This window comes from Clostridium sp. AM22-11AC (genome assembly GCF_003473545.1).
GTDB lineage: Bacteria > Bacillota > Clostridia > Lachnospirales > Lachnospiraceae > Enterocloster.
Map to the genome: position 1 here is coordinate 50,035 of NZ_QUCM01000005.1, position 19,826 is coordinate 69,860.

General features: G+C 42.4%; 18 protein-coding genes. 16 read left to right on the forward strand and 2 right to left on the reverse strand.

Annotated features, from left to right (window positions below; all coding sequences use genetic code 11):
* The first annotated feature begins 2 nt into the window (after positions 1–2).
* Entirely contained in the window at positions 3–1,460 is a 1,458-nt protein-coding gene (locus tag DW251_RS06740) for a sodium:solute symporter family protein (RefSeq protein ID WP_021871293.1), read from the forward strand.
* Positions 1,461–1,556: 96 nt separating this feature from the next.
* Here DW251_RS06740 and DW251_RS06745 read toward each other — a convergent pair whose 3' ends face one another.
* Together DW251_RS06745 and DW251_RS06750 are read right to left on the reverse strand one after the other, a co-directional pair.
* Positions 1,557–2,510, reverse strand: coding sequence for a P1 family peptidase (locus tag DW251_RS06745; RefSeq protein WP_021871292.1), 954 nt, complete (start codon positions 2,508–2,510; stop codon positions 1,557–1,559).
* Positions 2,511–2,594: 84 nt separating this feature from the next.
* The gene (locus DW251_RS06750; RefSeq protein WP_021871291.1) at positions 2,595–3,227 is read right to left on the reverse strand and encodes an ECF transporter S component; all 633 of its coding nucleotides are present in this window, start codon (positions 3,225–3,227) and stop codon (positions 2,595–2,597) included.
* Between the two features lie 546 nt (positions 3,228–3,773).
* Here DW251_RS06750 and murC point away from each other — a divergent pair.
* The 15 genes from murC to rny all read left to right on the forward strand — a co-directional run bounded on the left by murC (position 3,774) and on the right by rny (position 19,811).
* Entirely contained in the window at positions 3,774–5,159 is a 1,386-nt protein-coding gene (gene murC / locus DW251_RS06755) for a UDP-N-acetylmuramate--L-alanine ligase (protein WP_021871290.1), read from the forward strand.
* 274 nt (positions 5,160–5,433) lie between these two features.
* Positions 5,434–6,513 carry a DnaD domain protein gene (locus DW251_RS06760; RefSeq protein WP_021871289.1) on the forward strand — a complete coding sequence of 360 codons (1,080 nt, stop codon included), beginning with the start codon at positions 5,434–5,436 and terminating at the stop codon, positions 6,511–6,513.
* A gap of 15 nt (positions 6,514–6,528) precedes the next feature.
* Positions 6,529–7,506 carry an ATP-binding protein gene (locus tag DW251_RS06765; protein WP_021871288.1) on the forward strand — a complete coding sequence of 326 codons (978 nt, stop codon included), beginning with the start codon at positions 6,529–6,531 and terminating at the stop codon, positions 7,504–7,506.
* Positions 7,507–7,613: 107 nt separating this feature from the next.
* Positions 7,614–8,816 (forward strand): ribose-phosphate pyrophosphokinase, encoded by a 1,203-nt coding sequence (locus DW251_RS06770; protein ID WP_021871287.1) that lies wholly within the window; start codon positions 7,614–7,616, stop codon positions 8,814–8,816.
* Positions 8,817–8,928: 112 nt separating this feature from the next.
* Positions 8,929–9,972, forward strand: coding sequence for an acyltransferase (locus DW251_RS06775; protein WP_118300536.1), 1,044 nt, complete (start codon positions 8,929–8,931; stop codon positions 9,970–9,972).
* A 144-nt stretch (positions 9,973–10,116) separates the two neighbouring features.
* On the forward strand, positions 10,117–10,833 hold the full coding sequence (locus tag DW251_RS06780) for a GntR family transcriptional regulator (protein WP_021871285.1): 717 nt from the start codon (positions 10,117–10,119) through the stop codon (positions 10,831–10,833).
* A 264-nt stretch (positions 10,834–11,097) separates the two neighbouring features.
* Positions 11,098–11,907, forward strand: coding sequence for a PfkB family carbohydrate kinase (locus tag DW251_RS06785; RefSeq protein ID WP_021871284.1), 810 nt, complete (start codon positions 11,098–11,100; stop codon positions 11,905–11,907).
* 25 nt (positions 11,908–11,932) lie between these two features.
* Complete coding sequence (locus tag DW251_RS06790; protein ID WP_118300537.1) at positions 11,933–12,784, forward strand: amidohydrolase family protein; 852 nt, start codon at positions 11,933–11,935, stop codon at positions 12,782–12,784.
* A 1-nt stretch (position 12,785) separates the two neighbouring features.
* Positions 12,786–13,214: a secondary thiamine-phosphate synthase enzyme YjbQ gene (locus DW251_RS06795; RefSeq protein WP_118300538.1), complete on the forward strand. Its 429-nt coding sequence runs from the start codon at positions 12,786–12,788 to the stop codon at positions 13,212–13,214.
* A gap of 23 nt (positions 13,215–13,237) precedes the next feature.
* Complete coding sequence (locus tag DW251_RS06800) at positions 13,238–13,891, forward strand: amino acid ABC transporter permease (RefSeq protein ID WP_021871281.1); 654 nt, start codon at positions 13,238–13,240, stop codon at positions 13,889–13,891.
* 13 nt (positions 13,892–13,904) lie between these two features.
* Positions 13,905–14,627 (forward strand): amino acid ABC transporter ATP-binding protein, encoded by a 723-nt coding sequence (locus tag DW251_RS06805; RefSeq protein ID WP_118300647.1) that lies wholly within the window; start codon positions 13,905–13,907, stop codon positions 14,625–14,627.
* 48 nt (positions 14,628–14,675) lie between these two features.
* A complete protein-coding gene (locus DW251_RS06810; RefSeq protein WP_182433589.1) occupies positions 14,676–15,671 on the forward strand; it encodes a transporter substrate-binding domain-containing protein in 996 nt (331 codons plus the stop codon).
* Between the two features lie 722 nt (positions 15,672–16,393).
* A complete protein-coding gene (gene recA, locus DW251_RS06815; protein WP_243034901.1) occupies positions 16,394–17,509 on the forward strand; it encodes a recombinase RecA in 1,116 nt (371 codons plus the stop codon).
* Positions 17,506–18,111 (forward strand): regulatory protein RecX, encoded by a 606-nt coding sequence (locus tag DW251_RS06820; protein ID WP_118300540.1) that lies wholly within the window; start codon positions 17,506–17,508, stop codon positions 18,109–18,111. The genes recA and DW251_RS06820 overlap by 4 nt, the downstream gene beginning before the upstream one ends.
* Before the next feature lie 140 nt (positions 18,112–18,251).
* Positions 18,252–19,811 (forward strand): ribonuclease Y, encoded by a 1,560-nt coding sequence (rny, locus tag DW251_RS06825; RefSeq protein ID WP_021871276.1) that lies wholly within the window; start codon positions 18,252–18,254, stop codon positions 19,809–19,811.
* The last annotated feature ends 15 nt before the right edge of the window (positions 19,812–19,826 follow it).

Genomic DNA, 19,826 nt, shown 5'->3' on the forward strand with positions numbered 1-19,826 from the left:
GTATGGGAACTAACATTATTGTAACGGCTATTGTGGTCGTGTATCTTCTGTTTATGTTATGGATCGGCTGGTATTCTTCCACCAAGATCACAAGCAACACAGACTTTATGGTAGCAGGAAGACGATTAGGTCCCCTTTTAATGGCAGGAACACTGGCTGCAACGGAGATCGGCGGTGGCAGTTCCCTGGGTGTTGTACAGAATGGTATGTCCGGCTTTGGACTGAGTGCTTCCTGGTATATTACCACCATGGGTATTGCCTTTGTAATCTTAAGTTTTATTGCACCGAAATTCCGTGCGGCTACTGTTAAGACCGTTCCGGAATATTTCCGCAGACGTTATGGCAAGGAATGTGGTCTGATCACAGCGATCATCATGCTGCTTCCTTTGGTAGGACTGACAGCAGGACAGTTTATTGCCTCAGCGGTTATCCTTTCCACCATGTTAAATATTGATTACCAGGTGGCAGTTGTGATCGTGGCAGTGGTAGTTACTGCTTATTCCATTATGGGCGGCTTGTGGAGTGTTACACTGACTGACTTTGTGCAGGTATTCCTGATCGTCATCGGTATGATCATTGCAATTCCTTTCGCATTAAATTACGCAGGTGGCTGGAGCAGCGTAACTGCAAACATTGAGCCGGGAACATTGAGCATGTTTAAGGGCTATGATGTATTTGGCATTATTTCCCTGGTTGTTATGTATACAGCAACCTTCTCTGTTGGACAGGAAGCAGTATCCCGTTTCTATGCTGCAAAAGATGAGAAAGCAGCAAAGGGCGGCGCATGGCTGGCAGCTCTTGTAAACTTTATTTACGCATTTGTTCCTACTATTTTAGGTATCATTACACTGGCACTGATCAACATGGGCAAGTTCAGCGCAGATAAATTTGCTTCTGTAGGCGCCCGTTACGCCCTTCCGGTACTGGCTATGAACACCATGCCGGCACTGATCTGCGGTCTGCTGTTTGCAGGCATCATTTCCGCAACCATGTCCAGTTCCGACTCTGACCTGTTAGGTGCCGGATCTATTTTCGCAAATGATATTTACAAAGCAGTATTAAAACCGGATGCTTCCAGCCAGTCTGTTATGAACGTAACAAAGATCGTTATGTGTCTGGTAGGCGTTGCATCTATGTTTATTGCACTGTTTAATACCCAGAGCATTGTTTCTATCCTGATGTTCTGCTTTACCTTACGTGCAGCCGGTTCCTTCTTCCCATATGTTATGGGACATTACTGGAAGAAAGCTTCCAAGGCAGGAACCATTGCATCCCTGCTTGCAGGAACAATCGTTGTTGTTTATCTGGAGCATATTTCCGGAGGCGTGCTCTTTGGCATTAAGTTCAGCCAGCCGATCATTCCTGGCCTGGTAGCAGCTTTCATCGGATTTATCGTATTTTCTAAGATCATGCCTCCTGAGCATGAGACAACGGAATTAGCACCGGAAGAGGATGACTAAGGTATAAAAATATCCCCCGTCTGTGATCTGCAGGCGGGGGAAAATATATGAGATTTGTTTGAAACCGCCACTGGCGGTTTTTGTGTTTTAGAAGGGTTATTTCGCAGCTTTTACAGCGATCTGGATCGCTTCTGCCATTACTTCAGCAGCCAGAGTTCCAGTCATATTTACATCTGCAGTCACTCTTGGGCCGCAGGAAGCAGCGTAGATAGAGTCGCCGTCTGCCATGGTTCCTACCGGGTTGATACAGCGTGAATAGGCGCTGCGGGTCATGGAAGCGATCTTATTTAATTCAGCCTTGGAGAAATCACCATTTGTGATAATAGCACCAATGGTAGTATTGGAATTTTTAGCACGGAACAGATCGGTCTGCTGGCTCAGTTTGTAAAGTGCTTCTCTGGAGTCTGCAAAGCCGTCCATACCAGGAAGTTTTGGTCCTGCGATCTTTTCGCCGGTAGATGGATCATAAATATCACCCAGGGCATTTAAAACAACGACAGCGGCAACTTTCAGGCTTCCTGCGCTGACAGCATAAATTCCAAGACCTGTTTTTGTGGCATATTCCCGTCCACAGATCTTTCCAACACTGGCGCCTGTTCCTGCGCCGGTGATACCGCTTTCCGGATGGTTCTTTTCCGCATCTTCACATGCCGCATATCCCATGGCAGCATCCGGCCGCACATCTGCCCGGCCGATCCCCAGGTCATAAATACAGGACTGGCATACTAAGGGTACTTTTGCAAAGCCGGTATCATAGCCAATTCCATGTTCCTCCAGATAACGCATAACACCGTCACTGGCAGCCAGTCCAAAAGCAGAGCCGCCGGATAATACAATGGCATTAATGGGATTATCAGCAGTAACAGGAGAAGTAAGAGGTGTTTCCCTGGAAGCCGGACCACCGCCGCTGATATCGCAGCCGGCCTTGGCTCCCTCATCAAAACGAAGCACAGTGACACCAGTCATGGCATTTAAGTCCTGGGCATTTCCTATGCGGAGCCCTTCAATTTCGGTAATAGAAATCTCTTTCAAAGGCGGAAATAATTTCATAATAAACAAATCTCCTTATACATCTTTATAATATTTTTCCCGGACAAAACTGCCCGGGAAATCGTATTTTCATGTTAAATTAAGTTATTTCTTTAAAGCAGCTGTCAGTGCTCTGGAAACAGCACTTCCAAGAATGGTGCATACAACAGCTTCAATAGCACCCTGAATACCTACAAACAGGACAACAAAGAACAGTGGATTGGAAGTTCCAAGCCCGGAAGCAATGTTCTGGATGTATTCTGTATGGAAGAAGAACAGTACCAGGGAACTCATAAACAGCAGGGTGTTTAACAGCGGGCAGGAAAGGCTTGCAATAACGAAAGCTCCGTTTTTGGAAACTTTCTTAAGAGCAGCGAAGATCAGGCCGCACAGCCATCCCTCCAGGATACGGGGAACTAATAAAGTAAATAAAAGACCAAATGGGTTGATCTGTAATAAAGCTGCGCTGAAAGCAGAACCACCGGTAAGAGCCATAATGGCACTGGTCAGACCAAAAGCGCCGCCGCAGATGGCGCCGGCTGTTGGACCAAGGATAATGGCGCCTACAGCAACAGGCACAGTTAAAAAGGTAATGGTAAGTCCCGGGGTACGCAGATAACCAAGAGGTGAAAATGCCATGACAAAGATAATGGCAACCATAAGAGCTAACTTCACCATAAAAGTGGTCCGTGAACGGGACATCTCAGAAGTTACGGGATTTGCAGTTGTTGTTTTCATTGTGTTCTCCTTTTTCGCTGATAAAACGGCACTGGTTCTATCTGCATATCTGCAGTTTCACAGCTCCCCCTGTTTTTCAGCCTTTATTTAGTTTGTTTTGGGGATACAATGAACGGAAACTTAAGAGTAAAAAGCTCAGTTCCAGACCATAAGATCATAGAAAATCAAGTAGAATAAAGTTGTATACATGATACAGGTAAAAAGCATCTGGTTACAGCCATAAAAGGTCTGCACGGGCAAATTCCTGCAAAGTATATAATTTATAAAAAGGTCTGATCATGATACATTTTCCTAAGAATAACGTTCAAATTTAATATAGCATAAATCTGGAAAACAGCAAGTTTTTATGCAGGTACAAAGGAAAAAAGCATAAAGCTGGCAGTACATTTGACAGAAAATCCAGTAGCATTTCAGGGTAAATGTGGTTATAATGTAATGGGTGCCGAAAAAAACAAGCGCCGCGAAAGCGGCATTTGTTTTTTTCAAGCCCATTAACGAACAACCCGTCTGCGAAGCAGACAGTAGAGCGCGTAGAAAGGACACACCATGTATCAAATAGATTTCACCACCCCGATCCACATCCATTTCATCGGCATCGGCGGTATCAGTATGAGCGGTCTTGCTGAGATCCTCTTAGAAGAAGGCTTCACTATTACCGGTTCCGACTCAAAAGAGTCCCCTTTAACCCGTCACCTGGAAGAAAAGGGCGCCAGAATTTACTACGGCCAGAAAGCCTCTAACATTGAAGCCGAGCCAGGCATCCAGGTTGTAGTCTATACTGCAGCTATCCACCCGGACAATCCGGAATTCAAGGCAGCAAAAGACAAGAACATCCCAATGCTTACCAGAGCAGAACTCTTAGGCGAATTAATGCGCAACTACAAAGAGTCTGTTGCAGTTTCCGGAACCCATGGAAAGACAACTACCACATCCATGATCACAGACATCCTGTTAGCAGCTGATACAGACCCTACCATTTCCGTAGGCGGTATTTTAAAAGACATCGGCGGCAACATCCGTGTAGGCGGACCGGACCTGTTTGTAACAGAAGCCTGCGAGTACACCAACAGCTTCTTATCCTTCTATCCAACCATAGAAGTGATCTTGAACATTGAAGAAGACCACTTGGACTTCTTCAAAGACATTAACGACATCCGTCATTCCTTCCGCTTATTTGCAGAAAAACTTCCAAAAGGCGGACTTTTAGTCATCAACAGCAGTATCGAAAACATAAACGAAATCACATCCGGCTTACCATGCCGTATCGTAACCTTCGGAAAAGACCTTTCCAGCATGTATACAGCCCAGAATATCACCTATGATGAATTTGCAAGACCTTCCTACGACCTGGTTGTCCAGGGTGAGATCGTCAACCGCATTACCTTAGGTGTAACAGGCGAGCACAATGTATACAATTCCCTGGCAGCCATTGCAGTAGCTATGGAACTGGGCATTGGCTTTGACGCTATTATGTCCGGTCTTAAAAACTTTAAGGGAACAGACCGCAGATTTGAGAAAAAAGGTGAGATCGGCGGCGTGACCATTATCGATGATTACGCACACCATCCACAGGAGATTGCGGCTACACTGTCAGCGGCTAAAAATTATCCGCACAAGAAACTGTGGTGTGTATTCCAGCCACATACCTATACCCGTACAAAGGCATTTTTAGACGAATTTGCCCAGGCGCTTTCCGCAGCAGATGAAGTGATCCTGGCAGACATCTATGCAGCCAGAGAGACAGATACCTTAGGTGTAAGCTCTGCTGATATTGCTTCCAGGATCGAAAAACTGGGAACACCAGCCCACTATATCCCATCTTTTGATGAAATTGAAACATTTATCCTTGAACATTGTATGCAGGGTGATGTGTTGATAACTATGGGGGCCGGAGATATCGTAAGAGTGGGAGAAAAGCTCCTTGGAGAGTGATGTACTCTCGATTTGTCCACAATATCCACAGCGTTTTCAACATTTTTCAGAACGAAAAAATGTGGATTTCCAGATTAACATAATATAATGTCGCACGATTTAAAAACATAAGGTTTTATGCGGAGAAGACAGGTGTATGTCAGTGTGGCAGCAGGAAAAACGGAAACCGCTGTCCACATTATCCACAATATCCACATTTGTGGATGTGTAAAAATGCACCTGTTTTCTTTTTTATGTGGATGTGTTATGATGAAAACAATGAGGAGTGGTAAGGATGAGCAGGATTTTTAAGGACCGGTTAAGTACAGGTGTGACCCCTGTAGCCGATGCATTTATTGATAATTATATGGCAGCTGCCAACGGGGAGTATGTAAAAGTTTATCTTTACATTCTTCGCCATCAAAACCAGGAAGATCTGACGTTAGAACAGATCGCAGATGCCCTAAACCATACAGAAGCAGATGTAAAAAGAGCCATTAATTACTGGCAGAAGGCCGGGGTCTTAGAAAATGTACAGGATAATACCTTGGAAGGTATATCAGCAGAACAAAATCGTACTAGCTGGTCTATAGATATAGAAGTACCCCCGGCGGCATCAAAGGAAACAGCTGCATCCCAGGCACCTGTTTCAGCTCCTGCCTATTCTGCAGAACAGGTAAGCCGTTTAAATAAGGATGAGGAATTTTCACAGCTTTTATACATTGCACAGAAGTTTTTAAACAAAGCGTTTACGCCCAGGGATTGTCAGGTATTTGCCTATCTTTATGACACTCTCGGTATGAATATCGGCTTGTTAGAGTATCTGGCAGAATACTGTGCCCAGAATGGCCATACATCGGTGCGCTATCTGGAAACAGTAGCCTTAAACTGGCATGAAAAAGGAATACGCACAGCCGAAGAAGCCCAGGAATACAGTACTGCGTATACAAAAGACGCTTTTGCGGTCATGAAAGCTTTTGGTTTAAACAGCCGCAAACCGGCAGTCCCAGAGCAGAAGATCATGGAAAAATGGTTTAAGGATTATGGCTTTGACCGTGAACTGGTCTTAGAAGCATGCAGTCGTACCATTAATGCGATCCATACCCCAAGTTTTCAGTATGCAGACTCCATTCTTACAGACTGGAAGAAAGCGGGCGTGAAAACCTTAGCAGATGTAAAGGGAATGGATGCCCGCAGGGCGGAACGTGCCCAAAATGGTGCTGTTAAGCGGCTTCAGAGTTATGGAAACGGGGCAGCAGCACAAAATAACAGAAAAACTTCCCAAAATCAGTTTCACAATTTTAAACAGAGGGATACAGATTATGACGCCCTGATGCTTCAGAATGTGAAAGAATGGATGGACAGTCCGGAATAATAAGGAGACAGACTTATGGCATTGAGCAATTCTCAGTATGACGCCATTATGAGAGAATATGGAAAACAGCAGATGGAAAACCAGCACAGTCAGGAAGCGCGGAAAAAAGAGATCTATCAAAAAGTTCCGGCTGTAAAGGAATTAGAGGCAGAGATCGCGGAGCGGTCCGTTGCCTGTGCCAGAAAACTTTTAGAGGGAAATCAGGAAGCAATCTACGAACTTCGGGAAAAGCTGGCAGATCTGAAGGAACAGAAGGCCCTTCTTATCAAGGCAGCTGGTTATTCGGATGATTATTTAGAACTCCATTACCGCTGTAAAGACTGCAGGGATACCGGCTGGGTGGATGGCCACAAGTGCCATTGCTTTTTGCGGGCCCAGATGAAACTGCTTTATGCCCAGTCTAATCTGGAACGTGTGCTGGAACAGGAAAATTTTGATCATCTTACATTTCAGTATTATGATAACAGCCAGATCATTCCGGAGATTGGTATGACCAATGCAGATTATATGCGCCGGGTGGTAAAAAGCTGTATGGAATTTGCACAGAATTTTGACAGTCACCAGGACAACCTGCTTTTTACAGGAAGCACAGGAGTGGGAAAAACATTTCTCACCAACTGCATTGCCAGAAAGCTGATGGATACCTATCATTCCGTGATCTATTTTTCTGCCAGTGATCTCTTTGAAGTGTTTTCAAGAAACAAATTTGATTATGATCAGGCAGAAGAGATGAAGGACACTTACCGGTATATCCTGGATTGTGACCTTCTGATCATTGATGATCTGGGAACCGAATTAAACAACAGTTTTACTTCCTCCCAGTTATTTTACTGCATCAATGAGAGAATGAATATGAACCGTTCCACTATCATTTCCACCAATCTTTCCCTGACCCAGCTGCGTGACTCCTATACGGACCGTGTGACTTCCCGTATCATGCGTTACCGTATTATCCCTCTTTACGGCAGGGATATCCGTCTGTTAAAAAGATAACCCTTAAGATATCTTGACGGATACAAACGAAAAATGGTATAAAGATATATGCTGGCATTCGTATGAGATAACAAGGCAATGCCGGTTAAAACAGGAGGATAAATATCATGTTATATGAGGAAAAAATCATTGAAACAATTCCGGTAGGTCCTTTAGGCCTTATTCCTTTAAAGAGCTGCACAGGTCTTGGAAAAAAGGTGGACGATTATCTGGTAGAGTGGAGAAGAGAGAGAGAAAGCGAACATAAGTCAACTATCGCATTTTCCGGATATCAGAGAGATTCCTATATTCTGGAAGCAAACACACCAAGGTTTGGTTCCGGTGAAGGAAAAGGAACAATTGAAGAATCTGTCAGAGGTGATGACCTCTATATTATGGTAGATGTATGTAATTACAGTCTGACCTATTCACTGTTTGGAATGACAAATCATATGTCTCCAGATGATCATTTCCAGGATCTGAAGAGAATTATCGCTGCAGCAGCAGGCAAGGCACGCAGAATTAACGTTATCATGCCATTCCTGTATGAAAGCCGTCAGCATAAGCGTTCCGGAAGAGAGTCCTTAGACTGTGCAATGGCTCTTCAGGAACTTGTAAATATGGGTGTTGAAAACATCATTACTTTCGATGCACATGACCCAAGAGTACAGAATTCAATTCCGTTAAAGGGATTTGAGACTGTACAGCCGATCTATCAGTTCTTAAAGCATCTGTTAAAGAATGAGCCGGATCTGCAGATCGACAGCGACCACATGATGGTCATCAGCCCGGATGAAGGCGGTACCAGCCGTGCCATCTACTTCGCAAATATGCTGGGACTGGATATGGGTATGTTCTATAAGCGCCGTGATTACACCAAGATCGTAAACGGCAGAAACCCGATCGTTGCTCATGAGTTCTTAGGTTCCAGCGTAGAAGGAAAAGACGTACTGATCATTGATGATATGATCTCTTCCGGCGAGAGCATGTTAGATGTTGCAAAGGAATTAAAGCGCAGAAAAGCAAGAAAAGTATTTATCTGTGCTACTTTCGGTCTGTTCACCGGCGGACTTGCAAAGTTTGACCAGTATTATCAGGATGGTCTCATTGACCGTATCCTTACTACCAACCTGGTATACCAGACACCAGATCTGTTAAGCAGACCATACTATATTGATGTAGATATGAGCAAGTACATTGCCCTTATCATTGATAACCTGAACCATGACGCATCCTTAAGCGATCTGCTGACACCTACCAAGAGGATCAACAAGCTTCTTGAAAGATATAAAGAGCAGCAGGCAGCTAAAAACAGCGAAAATAATGCTTAACCAGGAGCGCTGATCCAGTTATATAACATATAAGTTTACAGGGGCTGTGACAAAATAGCAGGAAACAAGCTGTTTTGCATGGCCCCTTTTGGCAGAAAGTTGGAAAAAAGATATGAGGGAAAAATGGTTTCGGGAACATATCTGGTGGATGAGTTTTATCCTCAGCCTGATGGTGGTATGGGTCCATTCTGAAAATACAGAGTTGTTTTTAGGGGAATTAGGAAGGGAAACAATGGTTTACAGGCTGGAGTTCTTTTTCGCTCAGACCTTAGGACAGATCGCAGTTCCCGGCTTTTTCATGATCTCTGCCTATCTTTTTTACAGAAATTTCCAGTTTTCAAAAACAGTTTCCAAATGGAAGAGCCGGTGCAAAAGCCTTCTTCTTCCTTATGTTTTGTGGAATATTCTTTATTATCTGGGTTACGTTGTAGTCACAAGGCTTTCTTTTGTGAAAAAGATCATTGGAAAAGAGCCGGTTGCTTTTGGTTTAAAAGAACTGTTTCAGGCGGTAGCATATTATAAATATAATCCCGTGTTCTGGTATCTGTTCCAGCTGCTGCTTTTAGTGGTTCTGGCGCCTTTTCTGTACTGGATCATCTGCCGGAAATGGAGCGGTCTGTTATGGTTGCTCCTTCTTATAACTGCTCTGTGGAAAAATGTAAGTTTACCCATCTTAAATCTGGATGCTCTGTTCTACTACAGTGCAGCCGGGTATGCTGTGCTTTTTTCTGAAAAGGTGGAAGGAGAAAATACATCTTCCGGGAAAAAAATCTGGTTTGCCATTCTTATTCTTTGCTGGCTTACCCTATGGTTTCTTGGAAGACCTGGAGCAACTTTACATTTTACACCGGTCCATACTGTTCTGACCCGTTTACTGGGAGTGCTTATTTTCTACAGTATTTTAAAAGAAATACCCTTCAGACCAGCCACTTCTACAGTAAAAAACAGCTTTTTCCTTTATGCCATCCATTTTCCATGGGCCCGTTTCTTTAACAAAGCCGGAGCTGTACTTTTTAAAGGAAATCAGGGGGCTGCAGCAGTATTTTTCCTGACTATGCCTTTTCTGATCCTTGGTATAAGCAAGGTCCTGGGAGAGCTGTTAAAACATACAGTTCCCGGAATTTATGAAATTCTTTCCGGCGGCCGCGGACAGTAAAATGCCTGATATTGTGCATTGATGATAAATTTTTTATATAAGAAAGATGAAAGGTTGTACTTTTTTTATGAATATGTTAAAATCAGTATAAGATGTATTATAACAACTATGTTCTTGTTACAAGGACAGAAATGAGGGAATGATATGGCTATTAATAAAGAATATTCTACTCCATTGTATCAGCAGCTTGTGGATTCAGTAAAAGCACAGATTAGAGATGGCATTTTAAAAGAAGATGACCGTTTAGGCTCAGAGCAGGATATCAGCAGAGAATATAATGTCAGCCGTATCACGGTGCGTAAAGCATTCGAGATCTTGGCAGACGAAGGCTATGTAACAAAACGTCAGGGAATCGGAACTTTCGTTTCAGCCAGGAAATTAAATAATTTTAACGAAGGGCAGATGAGAGGATTTACAGAAATGTGTATTAAGGATGGTAAGGTACCGTCTTCAGAATTGATATCTGCAGGATGGGTCAGTAATTTGCCGTCTATCAGCCATCACCTTCATGTTCCAGAGGAAGAACCGATTTTAAGAGTGCTTCGTGTACGCAAATGTGATGGGGTACCTGTGATGGTGGAAGATGGTTATTTTCCGAAACGTTTTTCTTATTTGATGAGCGAAGATCTTTGTGGTTCTACGTTTGAAATATTCCGTCGACACGGGACGGAACCAAGCCATTTTAGTAAAATTATGGATATTTGCTATGCTACAAAGTTCGAGGCACAAAAGCTGGAAGTGCGTGAACGTCAGGCATTGATTTTACAGAAAGATATGGCATTTGATCAAAATGGGGATGCGATTCATTATACAAAGTTGGTAATCAATCCGGAACGGTATAAATTAACAATTATAATGTGATCTTTATAAAATAAAAATAAAGGTGAATTTAGTAAAGTAAAAGGAATAGATATCGTAAGTTACAAAATTGATAACTTTACGGTATCTTTTTTTATACCTTGACACTGCAAAATGCACAAAAAATAATAATTAAATACCACAAAAATCACAAAAATGTAAAAACGCTATTGCCAAACATTATATAACGTTATATAATGACATCAAGCTGATACGAGATGTATCTAGAACAGAAACAAGATGTTATAAAAAGAAAGTGAGGGTAATATGGTAAAATTTGCAGCAGCAGGTTATGTATGCGTTGATTATTATCCGGATTTTAACAATCGTTATTACATAACGGGTAATGGGGTAGATGTGCTATTCAATCTGCTGGACATAAAAAAAGGAAAAGATATGGAAGCATCCATTATTTCCGCTGTATCTGATGATGAATACGGAAAAGAAGCGGTAAAAATGTTCCACGAAAGAAATATCGATTGCTCTCATCTGGAAGTAATACCAGGAGGTATGACACCAAGAGTACCTTTACATTTGGTGGACAATGACCGGGTACACGGAACTCCTGTACGGGGGATCATGCAGGATTATGAGTTTTCAGAAGAAACTCTGGAATATATCTGCCGCCATGATATGATGCACAGTGATTTTACGGGACGTTTAAATCACAGGTTGGGAGATATACGAAAAAGTGGTACAAAAGTATTTTTTGATCTTGGGAATAATCTGAAACATCCTGATTTGGAAGAGGTGATTCAAAATATTGACTGTGGTCTGGTATCTTTTGGGAATGACTTTGAAGAAGGAAAAGCATTTCTTAAGTATGCACATTCAAAAGGTGTAAAACTGATGATCGCTACATTTGGAAAGCTTGGTTCTATTGCCTATGACGGTTCAACATTTTATAAAGGCGAGATCGTTCCCGTGGAACATGTTGTAAATACGGTAGGTGCAGGTGATTCTTATTTTGCAGGATTTATAAGCGGCATAATAGACGGAAAGAGTATACAGGAATGTATGAGAAGAGGCGCTGAACAATCCGCAAAAGTGATTTCTACATTTAATCCATATCTGTAAAAAATATGAAAAGGAGTATAAATTTATGATTATTGATATTCATGCCCATCCTGTTCTGCTTGATGTAATTAATGAAGATCCGGAAGATTTGAGCTTTCGTAAGCAGCAATTTGGAGTATTCAAATCAGGACGTAATCCTATTGAATTTGAGAAACTTTTAATTGATGATGCAAGGATTGATAAAGTTGTATGGCTTCCGGAAGACTATTCCACTCAGATGGGAAGACCCATTGTCAGCAATGAAGAGATGGAAAAGATCGTAGCTTCCTGTCCAGAACGTTTTATCGGATTTGCAAGTATAGATCCAAGAGATCCAAAGGCAAAAGAAAAATTAACATATGCTTTTGAAACACAGAAGCTTTTCGGACTTAAGTTAAATCTTTCACGCCTTCACATGTATGCAGACGATCCGCTGCTGGCACCGCTTTATGAAGTTTGTGAGGAGCATAACAAACCAATCATGTTCCACGCTGGTTACAGTTGGGAACCGGATACTCCTTCCAAGTATTCAGAACCGATCCTTTTTGAAGATGTAGCAGTCAATTATCCTAACCTTCGCTTCTGTCTGGCTCACATGGGATGGCCATGGTGGGAAGAGACCATCATGATGTTAATGAAATATCCAAATGTATATGCGGATACTTCTATGGTCTATATGGATTCTCCAAGGAATTATTATAGTCATCTGTTTTCTGTTAATATGAATTTAAACTGGCTTCAGAACTGCTTCCAGGATAAGGTTATGTTTGGTTCCAACAATCCACGTTTCCGCCATGTAAGAAGTCTGGATGGTATCCTGAACCTGCCGCTTCGTGAAGATGTAAAAAAAGCTATTCTTGGAGAAAATGCAATTCGCTTTTTAGGACTGGAGGATTAACATGGTAAAACTGTATGAAAACGAAGTTGTGACAAAACATGAATTTGATATGATCAACATCACAAATGAAGTGAAAAAAGCTGTAGCAGACAGCGGAATCAAAAACGGAATGGTTGCTGTTATCACCAAACATACAACTACCGGAATTATGATCAACGAAGCACTTCCTTGTGTAGAAAAAGATATAGAAATGCAGCTGGAACGCATTGTTCCAAAAGATTTTCCTTACGTACATACCCATATGCTTCCAACTTATGGAACCTGTTCAGGAAATGCCCCGGGTCATTTAAAGTCCATGCTGGTAGGAAATCACTGTATTTTCCCGGTGATTGACGGGAAAATGATGACGGGCGGAGAACAGAACATATATTTTGCGGAACTGGATGGTTTACAGATCCGTCATTATTTCATTGAGGTAATGGGGGAATAGCATTTTTGTAAGGAGTGACCAATATGATCTTTGGACTGAATTTTACATTTTTATCAAAATATTGGTTCTATTATATGGACGGCTTAAAAGTAACGCTTCAGCTGGCATTCTGGACTTTGATCCTTTCCAGTATAGTTGGTGTGATCATGGGCATGATCCGTGTGCAGAACTATAAAATCATAAGTACGATCATTGACTGGTGGATTAATTTTATCCGCGGTGTTCCTATTATGGTACAGATATTCATTGTGTACTACGGGATCGCAACGTCGCTTCCACAGTTCTGGGCGGCAGTTGTATCTTTGACAGTTAATAGTTCTGTGTACATTGCAGAACATACAAGAGCCGGAATGCAGGCGGTAAACAAAGGCCAGATGGAAGCTGCCAGATGTATTGGAATGTCCAAACTACAGGCGAACTTTTACATCATCATTCCACAGGCAATTAAAAATGTACTCCCGTCCCTGTGTAATGAATTCATCCTTCTTATTAAAAATACGTCCATTGTATCCGTTATTGCACTTCATGAGCTGACCTATACATCAAATTCAGTACGTGCTAATACGTTCCTGGCATTTGAGCCGTTGATCGTAACTGCCTTTATTTATTTTGTGATCACCTATGTCTTAAAGAAACTGGTAGGAATACTGGAGAGGAGGCTGCGTGCACATGACTGATCAGAGAGAAGCCGTGATCCAGGTAAAAGGATTAAAGAAAAATTTTGGAAGTCTTGAAGTGTTAAAAGGCGTAGATATGAAGGTTCTGAAAGGGGAAGCAGTGGTAGTGATCGGTCCGTCCGGCTCCGGAAAATCCACATTGCTGCGCTGCTTAAACCTTTTAGAAACACCTACAGGCGGTGATATCCTGTTTCACGGACAGTCTATTTTAAGAAAAGATCTGAAGTTAGATGAGTATCGTGAAAAATTTGGAATGGTGTTCCAGCTATTTAATCTGTTTGAAAATTTAAGTGTACTGGACAATGTGACCATCGGTCTGCGAAAAGTAAAAAAAATTCCCAAGGAACAAGCTGAAAAAAAGGCTATGGAGCTTTTAAAGCAGGTAGGCCTGGAAAGCAAGGCAGATGTGTATCCATCCAAACTTTCCGGTGGCCAGAAGCAGCGAGTAGCCATTGCAAGAACACTGGCAATGGATCCGGAAGTTATCCTTTTTGATGAAGCAACTTCTGCGCTGGATCCGGAAATGGTAGGAGAAGTTTTGAAAATCATGCGCCAGCTTGCGGAAAATGGCATGACTATGGTAGTAGTGACCCATGAGATGGGATTTGCCAGAGAAGTAGGTGACCGGCTGGTATTTATGGATGGAGGATATATTGTAGAGGAAGGTAATCCTAAAGATGTGATCACAAATCCACAGCATAAAAGGACGAAGGAATTTTTAAGCAAGATGTTATAAAGATAAAGAAAATATTATGACAAGATATTATTTAAGGAGGAAATGACTATGAGGAAAATGAAAAAAATGGCGGCTCTTTGTATGGCGGGCATGATGGCACTCTCTCTTGCAGCATGTTCTGGCGGTGCCAAGGAAACGACTGCAGCTGCGCCTGCGGAAACTCAGGCAGAGACTGCTGCACAGACTACAGCAGAAGAAAAAGCCCAGGAAACCACATCAGGAGCTTCCTCAGGTTCTGTTTCTCCGGAAGAATTTGCAAAACAGGAGCATGGTCCGATCTTTGAAGATATCATCAAAAACGGAAAATTAAAAGTGGGAATCATTGGAAATAATCCTACATTCTGTTTCCACACAGTTAAAGATGGCAAAGATGAGCTGGTGGGATTTGAAGTAGAAGGAATGTATGAGATGGCAAAACGTCTCAGTGATTACCTGGGGCGTGAAGTGACAGTTGATTTTTATGAAAGTGATTTTACAGGCTGTATGTCCGCACTGCAGGCAAACCAGGTATATTTTGTAACACGTCTGTCTCCTACTGATGAGCGCAAGAAGACCTGGCTGTTTACAGATGTATATCATAAATCTGATGAATGTTATGTTGCAAAGAAGGACAATGAAAACAGTGATATGTTTACCGGAACATTAAAAGGTGTTAAGGTTGCGGGACAGATGGGATCCATTGATATTACAATGACAAAATATCTCTATCCAGATGCTGAGATCCAGGAATTAGATAATACTCCGAACATGCTTCTGGCTGTTAAGAACGGAAAAGCAGATCTGGCTTGTATGAATGCAGTTTCGGCAGCAATGTCTGTAGCTGCTAATGATGATCTGGTAGTAGTGGATAAGCTTACATGGGAACCAACGGATGAATTTGATAAAGGCTGTGGTCTGTGTATGGCGTACGGAAATGAAGATTTTGCAAACTGGTGCAATGGCTTCTTCTCTGATATTAAGGCAGAAGGCTTATGGGATCAGATGCAGTCTGACGCAGCAGCAGAACTGGATGCAAAGGCTCTGGAAGACTTTATTGCACAGTAATTTTGTTATACAATTCTTTTATTTCGCTCAGTTGTTTTTTCATATAGCCGTGGTCCGGGATCTTTTCCGGGCTGCGGCCTTTTTAAACCCTTTTAATGCATCTTGCAAACAGAAAATAAATATGTTATTGTAAAACCAACTCCCGCAGGTATTCACACTGCAAAGACATTAAAAACTCCCTTCCAGGGGCATTCGCCCGCTTTTACCAAAAGGATTTACAAAGTAACTTTACAAAGAAGAAATTACATTACAAAGAAGAAATCGAAAAGCAGGTTGACAATTTTTAATAACTGTACTATGATTATGGTACACGACAGAACACTTGTTCGCATTTATTTTCTCGGGAAGATGTATTAAGAAATGTCTTGCTAACTATAGGGTAGAACCTTGTTGGCTGTAATTGAGTAATGGTTTAAAATCCACAAAAACCAAGTGATAAACAAATAAAAACTAGGAAAGGAAAAGCTATATAGATGAAACCTATATCTATCAATGAAATGAATTGATAGGTATGTACCAATGGCTTAGTTGGGAATTTACGACTGTGGAGTGTACAAGAACTTGTGAGTAGCGTGTTGCTTGCGACCGCCAAAGCATACACATTGAAGCAGTAACTACAAATCGTGAGATTGTAGCGGATCATCTAGCATATACACAGGTGTATATGTTTTTAGTAGCAGGAAAACATGGGCAAAGAAGAAAAGATGAGCGTGAATAGAGATATGAATAAAGAGGAAAAGTTAAAAGCATTAGATGCTGCTTTGACTCAGATTGAAAAGGCATACGGCAAGGGCTCCGTTATGAAATTAGGTGAGTCCGGTGTAAATATGAATATTGAAACAGTTCCTACCGGTTCCATCAGTCTTGATATTGCATTAGGACTGGGAGGTGTTCCAAAGGGAAGGATTATTGAAGTGTACGGTCCTGAGTCTTCCGGTAAGACTACCGTTGCCCTTCATATGGTAGCAGAGGTACAGAAAAGAGGCGGTATCGCAGGCTTTATCGATGCAGAACATGCCTTAGATCCTGTATATGCAAAGAATATCGGTGTAGATATTGATGATCTGTATATTTCACAGCCGGATAACGGGGAACAGGCTTTAGAGATCACAGAGACTATGGTACGTTCCGGTGCAGTAGATATTGTGATCGTGGACTCTGTAGCAGCCCTGGTTCCAAAAGCTGAGATCGATGGTGAGATGGGTGACTCCCACGTAGGTCTTCAGGCCCGTCTCATGTCCCAGGCATTAAGAAAACTGACTGCCATCATCAGCAAGTCCAACTGTATCGTTATCTTTATCAACCAGCTGCGCGAAAAAGTAGGCGTTATGTTCGGAAATCCGGAAGTTACTACCGGTGGTCGTGCCCTTAAGTTCTATTCTTCTGTCCGTATGGATGTGCGCAGGATCGAGACATTAAAGCAGGGCGGCGAAGTAGTAGGAAACCGTGTCCGCGTAAAGGTTGTAAAGAATAAGATCGCTCCGCCATTTAAAGAGGCAGAATTTGATATTATGTTCGGAAAGGGAATTTCCAAGGAAGGCGATATCTTAGATCTTGCTGTAAAAGAGAATATTGTAGAAAAGAGCGGTGCATGGTTCGCTTATGATGGCTCCAAGATCGGACAGGGACGTGAGAACGCAAAGCAGTACCTTCTTTCTCATCCTGCGATCTGTGAAGAGATCGAAGCCCAGGTACGTGTAAAGTACAATCTGCCAGGTGCTGAAGAAGCAGAGGCACAGGCAAGAGAGGCAGCTAAGAAAGAGGAAGAACTGACCGGTTCCATTCTTCCGGAAGGCACAGAAGAAGAGCTGATGGCTGGTGAGGCTGAAGAAGAATGATCGTTAAGGCAGTTGTGCCTGTAGATAAGAGAAAATGCAAAGTCTTCCTGGAGGGAGACTTTGCATTTGTTTTATATAAAAGCGAAGCAGCCCGCTTTCATATAGAAGAGGGAAATGATCTTCCTGCAAAAACATATGAAATGATCGAAGAAGAAATACTTCTTAAAAGAGCCAGGGACCGGGCATTATATCTTCTTCAGTCACAGGGCCGTACACAGGCGGAGATGATAAAGAAATTAAAAGATGACGGTTATCCACAGTCAGTTACGGAGCGTGTACTTTCATTTCTTCAGGAATACCACTTTATTGATGACAATGCCTATACAGAAAATTATATCCATGTAAATAAAGGAAGAAAGAGCAAACGGCAGATCACCTATGAACTGCAGCAAAAGGGAGTAGACCGGGATCAGATCCGCCAGATGTTAGAAGAAAATCCTGTAGACGAGGAAGAAACAGTCCGTGCCCTTTTAAAAAAGAAGACCGGGGGAAGAATCCCGGAAGATAAAAAAGAGATACAGAAGCTGGCAGCTTTTTTAGGACGGAAAGGCTTCTCCTTTGAGGTGATCAGTCGAGTTTTGAGGGATGTGGCAGATTATTAAAGAAGACCCGGCTGTCTTTTGTTTATGTTGTCGGTACAACGGGAAAATAAGAGGAATATACTTGACACAATTCTGAAAAAAGTATAAAATTAATATGTTGTATTTCGTACAATGAAAACTAAATATAAGGAGGTGCTCCTGTGTTGCAGATCATAATTCCTGTTTTGATCGGCGCGGTAATCGCGGCTATTATTGCTGGTTTTATTGCACATTCTGCAGGCCGTTCCTATGAGCGCAAGCAGTATGACAGTAAAGTAGGAAGTGCAGAAGAAAAAGCCAGAGAGATAATAGATGAAGCATTAAAGACTGCAGAAACAAAGAAGCGAGAAGCTCTCCTGGAAGCCAAGGAAGAATCTTTAAAGACAAAAAATGAGTTGGAAAAAGAAACCAAGGAAAGAAGAGCAGAACTTCAGCGTTACGAGAAGCGTGTATTAAGCAAAGAAGAAAACGTTGAAAAAAAGGCAGATGCCCTTGAAAAGAAGGAGGCTGATCTGGTCAGAAGGGAAAACATTCTCGGTGAACGTACCGCAGAAGTGGAAGCCCAGTATGAGCAGGGAATACAGGAACTGGAACGAATTTCCGGTCTTACCTCCGAACAGGCAAAAGAATATCTTTTAAAATCTGTTGAAGAAGACGTAAAGCATGATACAGCAAAGCTGATCAAAGAACTTGAGAACAAGGCAAAAGAAGAAGCTGATAAGAAAGCCAGAGATTTAGTTGTAACTGCCATCCAGCGGTGTGCAGCAGATCATGTGGCTGAGACGACTGTATCTGTAGTACAGCTTCCAAATGATGAGATGAAGGGACGCATTATTGGTCGTGAGGGACGTAATATCCGTACTCTTGAGACTTTAACGGGTGTGGAACTGATCATTGATGATACTCCTGAAGCGGTTGTTTTATCCGGATTTGATCCGATCCGCAGGGAAGTAGCAAGAATTGCACTGGAACGTCTGATCGTGGACGGCCGTATCCATCCGGCAAGAATCGAAGAGATGGTAGAAAAAGCGCAGAAAGAAGTGGAGAACAATATGAGGGAAGAGGGCGAAGCTGCCTGCCTCGAAGTTGGTATCCATGGCATCCATCCAGAACTGGTAAAACTGTTAGGACGGATGAAGTTCAGAACAAGCTATGGTCAGAATGCATTAAAGCATTCGATCGAAGTAGCACAGTTATCAGGGCTTTTAGCTTCTGAGCTGGGTGTGGATGTACGTCTGGCAAAACGTGCCGGCTTACTCCATGATATTGGAAAGTCTGTTGACCATGACATGGAAGGTACTCATGTACAGCTGGGTGCAGATCTTTGCAGAAAGTACAAGGAGTCTGCAGTTGTTATCAACGCTGTAGAGTCTCACCATGGAGACACAGAACCAACCAATCTTATTTCCTGCATCGTTCAGGCTGCAGATACGATCTCTGCTGCAAGACCTGGTGCAAGAAGAGAAACACTGGAAACATATACAAACAGATTGAAACAGCTTGAAGATATTACAAATTCCTTCAAGGGCGTAGATAAGTCTTTTGCTATTCAGGCAGGACGGGAAGTCCGTATTATGGTTATTCCTGAACAGGTCAGCGATGACGATATGGTATTGCTGGCAAGAGATATTTCCAAACGTATTGAAGACGAACTGGAATATCCGGGACAGATCAAAGTCAATGTGATCCGTGAATCCAGAGTAACGGACTATGCTAAGTAAAAATCATATGAAAAA

What these genes read in the sequence shown, in the direction of transcription:
- DW251_RS06740 (WP_021871293.1), top strand. Translation starts at nt 3, where the DNA reads ATGGGAACTAACATTATTGTAACGGCTATTGTGGTCGTGTATCTTCTG.
- DW251_RS06745 (WP_021871292.1), bottom strand. Translation starts at nt 2,510, where the DNA reads ATGAAATTATTTCCGCCTTTGAAAGAGATTTCTATTACCGAAATTGAA.
- DW251_RS06750 (WP_021871291.1), bottom strand. Translation starts at nt 3,227, where the DNA reads ATGAAAACAACAACTGCAAATCCCGTAACTTCTGAGATGTCCCGTTCA.
- murC (WP_021871290.1), top strand. Translation starts at nt 3,774, where the DNA reads ATGTATCAAATAGATTTCACCACCCCGATCCACATCCATTTCATCGGC.
- DW251_RS06760 (WP_021871289.1), top strand. Translation starts at nt 5,434, where the DNA reads ATGAGCAGGATTTTTAAGGACCGGTTAAGTACAGGTGTGACCCCTGTA.
- DW251_RS06765 (WP_021871288.1), top strand. Translation starts at nt 6,529, where the DNA reads ATGGCATTGAGCAATTCTCAGTATGACGCCATTATGAGAGAATATGGA.
- DW251_RS06770 (WP_021871287.1), top strand. Translation starts at nt 7,614, where the DNA reads ATGTTATATGAGGAAAAAATCATTGAAACAATTCCGGTAGGTCCTTTA.
- DW251_RS06775 (WP_118300536.1), top strand. Translation starts at nt 8,929, where the DNA reads ATGAGGGAAAAATGGTTTCGGGAACATATCTGGTGGATGAGTTTTATC.
- DW251_RS06780 (WP_021871285.1), top strand. Translation starts at nt 10,117, where the DNA reads ATGGCTATTAATAAAGAATATTCTACTCCATTGTATCAGCAGCTTGTG.
- DW251_RS06785 (WP_021871284.1), top strand. Translation starts at nt 11,098, where the DNA reads ATGGTAAAATTTGCAGCAGCAGGTTATGTATGCGTTGATTATTATCCG.
- DW251_RS06790 (WP_118300537.1), top strand. Translation starts at nt 11,933, where the DNA reads ATGATTATTGATATTCATGCCCATCCTGTTCTGCTTGATGTAATTAAT.
- DW251_RS06795 (WP_118300538.1), top strand. Translation starts at nt 12,786, where the DNA reads ATGGTAAAACTGTATGAAAACGAAGTTGTGACAAAACATGAATTTGAT.
- DW251_RS06800 (WP_021871281.1), top strand. Translation starts at nt 13,238, where the DNA reads ATGATCTTTGGACTGAATTTTACATTTTTATCAAAATATTGGTTCTAT.
- DW251_RS06810 (WP_182433589.1), top strand. Translation starts at nt 14,676, where the DNA reads ATGAGGAAAATGAAAAAAATGGCGGCTCTTTGTATGGCGGGCATGATG.
- recA (WP_243034901.1), top strand. Translation starts at nt 16,394, where the DNA reads ATGAATAAAGAGGAAAAGTTAAAAGCATTAGATGCTGCTTTGACTCAG.
- DW251_RS06820 (WP_118300540.1), top strand. Translation starts at nt 17,506, where the DNA reads ATGATCGTTAAGGCAGTTGTGCCTGTAGATAAGAGAAAATGCAAAGTC.